Origin of the sequence: Acinetobacter sp. Marseille-Q1623, assembly GCF_902809895.1 — a bacterium.
In the GTDB taxonomy this organism is placed as follows: Bacteria; Pseudomonadota; Gammaproteobacteria; order Pseudomonadales; family Moraxellaceae; genus Acinetobacter; species Acinetobacter piscicola_A.
In genome coordinates this window covers 618,423-625,679 of the sequence record NZ_CADDWG010000002.1, presented here as the reverse complement: position 1 = coordinate 625,679, position 7,257 = coordinate 618,423, and the positions used below count along the sequence as shown (strand labels likewise).

4 protein-coding genes and 2 pseudogenes are annotated in these 7,257 nt (G+C 32.3%); 5 read left to right on the top strand and 1 reads right to left on the bottom strand.

What is annotated here, in order from left to right; all coding sequences use genetic code 11:
• The 4 genes and pseudogenes from HUV91_RS15600 to HUV91_RS15585 all read left to right on the top strand — a co-directional run.
• A pseudogene (locus HUV91_RS15600) lies at positions 1 to 1,050 on the top strand (poly alpha-glucosyltransferase); the annotation flags it as partial.
• Positions 1,051 to 1,055: 5 nt separating this feature from the next.
• Positions 1,056 to 1,775: a CatB-related O-acetyltransferase gene (locus HUV91_RS15595; protein ID WP_174493998.1), complete on the top strand. Its 720-nt coding sequence runs from the start codon at positions 1,056 to 1,058 to the stop codon at positions 1,773 to 1,775.
• Positions 1,776 to 1,798: 23 nt separating this feature from the next.
• Complete coding sequence (locus HUV91_RS15590) at positions 1,799 to 2,848, top strand: YheC/YheD family protein (protein ID WP_174493997.1); 1,050 nt, start codon at positions 1,799 to 1,801, stop codon at positions 2,846 to 2,848.
• Between the two features lie 7 nt (positions 2,849 to 2,855).
• Positions 2,856 to 4,358, top strand: coding sequence for a glycosyltransferase (locus HUV91_RS15585; RefSeq protein ID WP_174493996.1), 1,503 nt, complete (start codon positions 2,856 to 2,858; stop codon positions 4,356 to 4,358).
• 150 nt (positions 4,359 to 4,508) lie between these two features.
• Here the strand turns inward: HUV91_RS15585 and HUV91_RS16650 are convergent.
• Positions 4,509 to 5,037: pseudogene (locus HUV91_RS16650) on the bottom strand (transposase); the annotation flags it as partial.
• A 733-nt stretch (positions 5,038 to 5,770) separates the two neighbouring features.
• Between HUV91_RS16650 and HUV91_RS15580 the strand changes: the two are divergent.
• A complete protein-coding gene (locus HUV91_RS15580) occupies positions 5,771 to 7,177 on the top strand; it encodes an aldehyde dehydrogenase family protein (protein ID WP_174493995.1) in 1,407 nt (468 codons plus the stop codon).
• The last annotated feature ends 80 nt before the right edge of the window (positions 7,178 to 7,257 follow it).

Sequence of the window (7,257 nt, the reverse complement as noted above, 5' to 3'; positions counted from 1 at the left end):
GTCGAACATAAAAAATCAGAAATTAAAAATATTATTTTAAATAATGCAAAGTTTTTACATAATGAAATTCAAGCGGATGGAAAATTTATTTATGGATATTTCCCTGCATATAATAGAGAAATTAAAAGTTATAATACGGTACGGCATTGCACGGCTATCTATGCCTTATTAGAAACACTTGAAGTTGAATACAATCAAAGCTATCTAGAAAAAATCATTATCTCTATTGATTATGCAATTAAGACTTTCTATAAAGAGATAAATCATCATGCATTTATGATTGATGGTATTGAAAGTCAAGCAGAAATTAAATTAGGTTCAAATGCAGCGGCAATTTTTATGCTCGCTAAGTATCAAGAGATCACAAAAGATAATCGCTATCAAAAATATGCCGAAATGTTAGCCGAAGGTATACGTTTTATGGTAGACGAACAGGGTGAAACTACACATGTATTAAATTATCCATCTTTAGAATTAAAAGAAAAATTTAGAATTGTTTACTATGATGGTGAAGCAGCATTAGGTCTATTACGGCTTTATCAAATCAATAAAAATGAAGCATTATTGGCAACAGTAAAACAGATGTTTGAACATTTTATAGAAAAAAAATACGATAAATATCATGATCATTGGCTGAGCTATTGTACGAATGAATTAACCATGATTTGTCCTGAGAAAAAATATTTTCAATTTGGATTAAATAATTATTTAAAACATATGAGGTTTATTGCAAAACGTAAAACAGCCTACGCAACATTTTTAGAAATGATGATGGCAGCTTATAAAATGGTGATCCGCTTACAACAACAAGGCTTTGATGATTTATATGAGCAAGCAAAATTTGATGAATTAAAAACACTGATCGAGAGTCGAGTTGAGTTTCAACGTGCTACTGGATATTTTTATCCTGAATTTGCAATGTATATGGCGAAACCTGAGAAAATTCTAAATTCATTTTATGTGCGTCATGATCGCTTTCGCTGTCGTATAGATGACCAAGAGCATAATTTGTCAGGTTATGTGGCTTATTTAAACTATTTTGTAGAGTAGATATTTTGAAAAAAAAATTTATTGAAATCAAAAATGACTTACTGAAGCATAATATTTTTTTCACCAGAAGTGGTATAGAGCGTTTCAAAGCAGATGATGAAATTAGCTATCAAGAAGGTGTAGTAATTGAGCCGTATTGTGCATTTTTAGTGGGTAGAAATATTTGGGAAATGGGGGCTTTTTCTTATAGTTGGTCGACTTTACCTATCACCACTAAAGTAGGGAGATATTGTTCTATAGCCACGGATATCAAAGTGATGGGCTTAAGGCATCCTTATGAGTGGCTAACGACCTCTGCAACAACATATGATAGAAATTTTATTATTTATAAAAAGTATCTTGATGATCAGCAAAAATTACAAAATGCGAGGAAATTACCTCATATTCATCATAATAAATTAATTATTGGACATGACGTTTGGATTGGCTCAAGAGTAACATTAAAAGCAAATCTATATATTGGTACAGGAGCTGTAATTGCGGCAGATTCTGTAGTGACGAAAGATGTTCCAGCATTTGCAATTGTAGGAGGTAATCCTGCAAAGATTCTTAAATACCGTTTTGATCAAGAGACTATTGAGCGGCTTTTAGCAACAGAATGGTGGAAATATGATTTTAGTGACATTCAGCATTTAGATATTACGAATATAGCTCTTTTTTTAGAGGAATTTGAAAATAAGAAAAGTATTTTTACTGAAATGAATGTACATCCCTTAACACTTTAATTTATTTGTATTGGAGAATCGAAATGGCAGTATTTGGTGTTTTAAAACCAAATAAAGTTTTGACAGACGTTGAAGAAATATTTATTCAAGTTGCAAAAAATCGTGGTCACCAAGCTTATGTTTTTACAGCAAAAGATGTCTCTTTTGAAGCGGGAACGATTTTAGGTAAAACTATTGAGCATGATCAGGTAGTCGAGAAGCTATTTTCATTTCCAGATGTGATTCAAAATAGATTGGCTGTAAAAGCTGAAGATAAGGATATTTATATTAAATTATCCGAAATGATTCCATTTACTTCAAATAGAATTGGCACAAAAAAACAAGTGGAAGAAAAATTAAATCGAATATCTGAGCTAAATGATTTTTTAATTGAAGTTGAAGAGTGTAAGACAGAAGGTAGTATTTTAGTTGCCTTAGAAAAACATAAGAAAATTATTTTAAAACCGAATTCAAGTAACCAAGGTAAAGGAATTTATACGGTTGAGAACACAGATGGGAAGTATCTTGTTAGAATGTTAAAGGAGAGCTTTATATACTCTAAAGATGAATTTCTATCTTTTATTTTAAATAATATTTTGAATAAAAATTATACTTTAAGTCGATATTTTGAAAGTTCAACAAATAATAATTTAAATACTGTATTTAGGTTGCAAATTAATAGAGGTAAAAATGGTACATGGAAAATGATAAAATTTTTTCCTTATGTTAATATTAATAAAAATGTAGACATTACAAATGGTATGCAAGGTGCTCTTATCACTACAAGAGAAAAATTATTTTTAGAACAATTTTATACACAACATGTAGAGAAAATTTTAAAAAAAGTTAGATATTTGTTCAAGATTTTTCCTTTAGCATTTCAAAAGCAATATCCATGGCGATTAGATTCATTGGGTTTAGATTTAGGTATAGATCAAAATGGAAATGTTGTAATATTTGAAGTGAATGCTGGGCCTGGTATTGGTTTTATGGCTTATCCTGTAGCAAAAGCTCAAGTAGATTATTATGAATGGCTGAAAGATAAGGCAGTCAAGCCTTTTAAAAATAACTTTCTGCCTTTAAATTTAAAATGATCTTTATATGAATTATAAAATATTTATGCTTTATACTGAGATTAAAGCAAAAAAAAATGGTTTATTGGTTGCACTGTTAAAACGTGCAGCCCTTTTTGCTGAAAAAGGTTATCTTGTTCATATTTGTACTCTATCTTATAATCCACACATTCACTTGATTTACAAGTCTTTATTTGAAGATGGATTTTTTGATAAAAAAATTGAAAATAATATTAAATTTATTAACTTATATGAAATTTTGCAGAAAAGAGTATTTCGTTTAGACTCTTTTAAAATTTTTAAAAATGCAATTTATACAGTTAAAGAAGCAAAAGTTAATGAAGCTGGAAATATTAAAGTTTATAAAGATAAAAAAATAGTCAAGTATTATATAAGAGACCAAAAAGGATTTTTGTCATATATTAATGTGTTTAATGCTGGGAAGTTAAACCAAAGAATAAAATATAATGAGCAAGAAAAACTAAGTTCGATTCAGATTTTGGATGAAAATAAATGTGTGATCAGTGAGTTTATATATGATATAAATGGAAAAATTGTTGCAAATAAAATATTTATTGATAAAAAATTAAGTCATATTCATTATTTTGATGATAATGGGATTTTATTAGCAACTTTTGAAAAGGAAGTGGATTTTTTATTTCATATTCTTTCATATTATCATCATGAAGATTGTATTTTTATTATAGATAGGGCGATTGTTTTTTCAGAGTATTTGCTAAAAAACAAAAAAGAAAATCATCGGATTTTTGGTATTATACATGCTGCCCATTATAATGATCCAAACGATAAAAATTCAAAACTCAATGGGCATTATAAACACTATGTCGAATATTTTAATAAACTAGATCAATTGGTATTTTTAACACATCAGCAAAAAAATGATTTTGTTGAGAAATACGGTGATTATCAAAATACTCGAGTTATTCCACATTTTATTCAAGATAAAGAAGATAAAAAGTTAGGACGAGAAGCATATCATTGTGTTTGTGTTGCTCGTTTTGATCAGGTAAAGCGTTTACCTCTTTTAGTTAAAATGTTTAAGCAAATTGTCTTAAATGTACCATTAGCAAAGTTAAGTTTGTATGGCTTCGGAGCTGATGAAATTAATATTAAAAATACAATTCAAGAGTGTGGTTTAGAGGATCATGTCTTTATACAAGGCTTTACTACAGATGTGAATAGCGTATTCCAACAGGCAGATTTAATGCTTTTTGCTGGTTCATCTGAAGGATTTTGTATGGCAATTTTAGAAGCGTTGTCAAATGGTTGCCCTGTTACTTCCTTTGATATTAATTATGGCCCATCTGATATGATTATTCATGGTGTGAATGGAATTTTAATTGAGAACAATCATGAAGAAGCATATATTCAACAAGTCTCAAATTTATTACTCGATCGTGAGAAATTACATCAATTACAGCAAAATGCCAGATCATCTGTAGAGAAATTTAATCGTGATCATATTTTTAAATTATGGAATGATTTATTATCAGTATCAATTAAAAAGTGAGCCGTGTAATTTGTTGCAGAAATGAATGGATCATATTTATGATAGCTCAAAAGGTTCTATGACCATATTTATTTCTATTTAAATTAGGCTTTGTTGCATAAAGCTTTGAAAGACAGAGCTAGCCTATAAGATCTAAATTTAAGATACAATTTAGATATAGGGGCAATCTAATGCTATGAATATGTAGAGTACTGCTACGCGTGCATGAATCTCATTTACCAGACTAGAAAAATTCTTTGTTGTTAATTTATCTCCTAAGCGTTTGACTGTTCCCAATAATTCATTCTGCTCTATAGACCTCGCTTTCCGATCTTTCCAAGGCTTGGCATTCTTTCTTGGTAGAATGATTGCCTATGCATCTCGATTTAAAATAACTCGTTTTTAGTGCTGTGTGTCATAAGTAGCCATGGACTGAATCAATTCGTTCTTAAAAGGGGCTTTGTGAAAGTAAAGTTCCAAGTACTCGTACATCACTGACATTATTCGTTGTGAACTGTAAAGCCCATATCTACAGAGCTTTAGCATCGATTCAACTATAAAGTTTAAACCACTGACGATGATTTTCCAGTTGATGCTTCTTACGTTTCCATTCAGCTTGATCAAGAAAATTCAGACTCGTTGAGTCCATGAATAAATATAGTCTATCACTACTTTTTTGATAACTTATCACAATATCAATCAGGTCTTTAAGCATAAATCAATGAACGCTTGGCGCTTGTATGCACGCAGAAATTATATTGCACCATCACTTATATTGATTGAACAATGAGATTTACGATAAATGTAAATAAGGGTTGAAATTTTACCATTTAGTTAATATATTAATTTTCATGAGGTATCTAAACTATTTAATTTCAACAAAGATTAAATGAATGACAAAGGACATAACGGAGTAACAACATGGATATGTTGAAAATTAAAAAGGCGATATTCAACACTGTATGTAATCGATACAGGTGATCGCATACCCCGTGGTTTATTCGAAATACAAGTTTGATTAAAAATATTCAAACAAGTTGATTCTATCTTTATACAGTGATTATGTTTTTGCTGATTTTTTTAATTGTATATCACTGCATTGCTCAAAAAATCTCGTTAAAGCAGTGACCACGGTAAAAAAGTAAAACATGGGGAACACAGTGATATGGTGCTTTTGTGAACCTCGAGCTGACCCTTCTATTATGGTAAAAAGAGTTTTGTAGGTTTTATAAAAGCAAAAGTGCTGTGGGTATTTCAAATAGTAATACCAATGCACCGACCATTGTTGTTGCTGAAAAAGGAGTCGAATTGCTCATGCAACGGACTTAAAGTTTCATCGGTTTTCATAGAAAGATCATCCTTTGGGATGAGTTCCAAGCCTAGATTCACCGTTAAAATCGTGTTGATCAGGCTTAATATATAAGGAAATATAAATGAACACAGCTTTAATCATTGATGGACAAAAAATACAGGGCGAAGGTGCAACATTTGCCGTGATTAATCCTGCCAATGAAACTGTACTGACAGACGTGGCTAGTGCAAGTCTCAAGCAGGTGAATGACGCAATAGAGTCAGCTGCCCAAGCATTTAAAACATGGAAAAATACTGAGGATCAGGTGATTCATGCGCTTTTTCACAAAATTGCTGCCGATATTCGTGCAGAAAAAGATGAGATTGCACAGCTCATTACTTTAGAGCAGGGCAAAACCTTAGCCATGGCACAGTTTGAAGTCGAAGCAGGTGCTGGCTGGATTGAATATTTAACCAGTTTAGACATTCCTGTGGAGACCATGACAGAGCCAAATGGTAAAACCATTAAGGTGTATAATCGTCCGCTTGGTGTAGTGGCATCGATTACACCGTGGAATTGGCCATTTATGATTGCCGTTTGGCATATTTTTCCTGCCCTCAAAACCAAAAACTGTGTAGTCAATAAACCTTCTGAATATACCCCGCTGAGCACGATTAAACTGGTTGAAATTATTAATCGTCATTTACCGCAAGGCGTATGTAATATTATTTTAGGTCAAGGCGAGGTTGGACAAGCATTAAGTGAACATGCTGCTGTAGATAAAGTGACATTTACAGGTTCTACACGCACAGGACAAAGTATTTTGAGTCATTCTGTACGTTCATTAAAAAGTGTTGTGCTTGAATTGGGGGGTAATGATGCAGGTATTGTGCTTGAAGATGCCGATATAGAGATGGTGGCAGAAAAGATTTTTGGTTCAGCATTTTTAAATGCAGGTCAAACCTGTGCGGCACTTAAACGCTTATATGTGCATGAAAATATTTATGATGCTCTAGTTAAAAAATTAGTCGAGATCGCAAATCAGCAAGTCATTGGTGATGGTACAGATGCTGCTGTCAGCTTTGGTCCTGTGCAAAATAAAATGCAATATGACAAAGTCAAAGCCCTCATTCAGGATGCTGTTGCACAAGGTGGAACAGTTGTGAGCACAGCGCAAGCTTTACCAGAAACCGGTTATTTTATTGCGCCAACCATCGTGACCAATGTCCATGAAGGCATGGCTTTAGTGGATCAGGAGCAATTTGGTCCAGTTCTACCTGTACTAAAATTTAGGACTATTGATGAAGTATTACAGCGTAGCAATGCCACAGAATTTGGTTTAGGTGGTTCAGTATGGAGTCAAAATTTAGAACTTGCTGAAAATATTGCCAGTCAAATGGAAACAGGGACAGTCTGGATTAATAGCCATTCTGATTTATCTCCTGCAGCCGTTTTTGGGGGCTGGAAACTGTCTGGTTTAGGTTATTCATTTGGTTTAGACGGTTTATTGTTATTTACCCATAAACAAGCGGTTCATATTACGTCATAAAGTTTGATCAGTCCTTTGCAGGAAGCAAAGGACTTTTTGGCGTATATCTTGCTAATCATATTTCCGAACAGGATCGGTGG